This is a genomic window from Arthrobacter sp. Y3223164, assembly GCF_059091005.1.
The window spans coordinates 1-1,778 of the sequence record NZ_JBNHGF010000490.1 but is presented as its reverse complement, the minus strand read 5'-3'; the positions used below and the strand labels follow the sequence as shown (position 1 = coordinate 1,778).

Annotated in this window: 1 protein-coding gene; it reads right to left on the bottom strand. The window is 71.7% G+C overall.

Annotated elements, in window-relative coordinates:
• The coding region (locus AC5RUJ_RS15715) for a GcvT family protein (RefSeq protein ID WP_494156182.1) at window positions 1–1,778 on the bottom strand (1,778 nt) is incomplete at both ends.

The following is a 1,778-nucleotide window of genomic DNA, read 5'->3' as shown; positions in this document are numbered from 1 at the left end:
GCCGGCGGGCCGGCGCGCCCGCGGCGGCCAGTGCGGCATCGCCGACGAATTCGCCCTTGTCCGCCTTGACCGCGAACCCGAGGCCCGCCTCCTCCGGCGTGTGCTCGGTGGTCATGTCGGTGCCCCAGAGCCGGTAGCCCTTTTCCAGCCGCAGGCTGTTGAACGCGGCCCGGCCGGCGGCGACGATCCCGTACTCCTGCCCGGCGTCGAACAGCGCGTCCCAGAGCCTGAGCCCCTGGTCGGCCGTGGTGTACAGCTCCCAGCCCAGCTCGCCCACATAGGAGAGCCGCATCGCGGTGACGGAGAGGCCGACAATGCGCACCCGGGCCGTGCGGAAGTACTTGAGCGAGTCGTTGCTGAAGTCGTCGCTGCTGACCTTGGCCATCACGCCGCGCGCAAAGGGCCCCCAGAGCCCGATGCAGCAGGTGCCGGCGGTGATGTCCTCGACCCGGACCCACTGGGCCGGGTCGGCCTGCGCTTGCGCGGCCGCCTCGCCGCGCAGGTACTCGTAGTCGGCGTTGTTGTTGATGCCGGCCTGGAACCGCTCCGGCGCCAGCCGCGCCACCGTGATGTCGCTGCGGATGCCGCCGCCGGAATCCAGCAACAGGCAGTAAGTCACCGCCCCGGGTTTCTTGTTGAGCTGCCCGGTGCCCAGCCGCTGCAGCAGGGCCAGGGCGCCCGGCCCGGACACCTCCACCCGCTTCAGCGGCGTCATGTCGTACATGGCGACGGCGGTGCGCGTCTTCCACGCTTCGGCCGCGGCGATGGGGGAGTGGTAGCGGGCGGCCCAGGCGTCGCGCTCCGGTTCCCGCCAGTCCTGCGGCAGCGTCGCCAGCAGGGCCGCGTTGGCCTCGTACCAGTGCGGGCGCTCCCAGCCGCCGGACTCCAGGAAGACCGCGCCGAGCTCTTGCTGGCGGCCGAAGAAGGGGCTGGTGCGCAGGTTCCGCGGGGATTCGCGCGGTTGCAGCGGGTGCAGCACGTCGTAGATCTCCACGAAGTTCTGCTGCGACGTCTCGCTGATGTATTCCGGGGCCAGCTGCACGTCTTCGAACCGGCGCACATCGCCTTCGTGCAGGTCCGTCTGCGACCGCCCGTCCACCAGCAGCTCTGCAACCGCCTTGGCCACTCCCGCCGAATGGGTGACCCACACGGCTTCGGCCAGGTAAAAACCGGCGACGTCCGGGGACTCCCCGATCACCGGGGCGCCGTCGGGGGTGAAGGAAAAAACGCCGTTGAAGCCGTCGGTGATGCCCGCGCCGCGGAGGGCTGGCAGCAGCCGCTGGCTTTCCCGCCAGGACGGTTCGAAGTCCGCCGGCGTGAAGCCCAGCCGCGAGGGCATGCGGTCGTCGGAGACGTCCGCCGGCGCGACAGCCGGAAGCCCGTCCAGGTCCACCGGCATGGGCCGGTGCGCGTAGGAACCGATGCCCAGCCGGTCGCCGTGCTCGCGGAAGTACAGGTCCGCGTCCTGGTGGCGCAGGATCGGCAGCCGGGCGCCGTTGGGCAGTTCGTTCCGGCCGGCCAGCGCCGGCAGCGCCGAGGTCTTGACGTACTGGTGCGCCAGCGGAAGCAGCGGCACCGTCATGCCGACCATGGCGCCGATCTTCGGCCCCCAGAACCCGGCACAGCAGACCACGACGTCGGCGGGCACCCTCCCGGTGTCGGTCTCCACCGCGGTGACCCGCCCGCCGTCGTGCTCAATGCCCGTCACGGTGGTGGAACCGCGGAACTCGACGCCGGCGGCGGAGGCGCGGGCGATTAGCAGCCGGACGGCGCGGGCC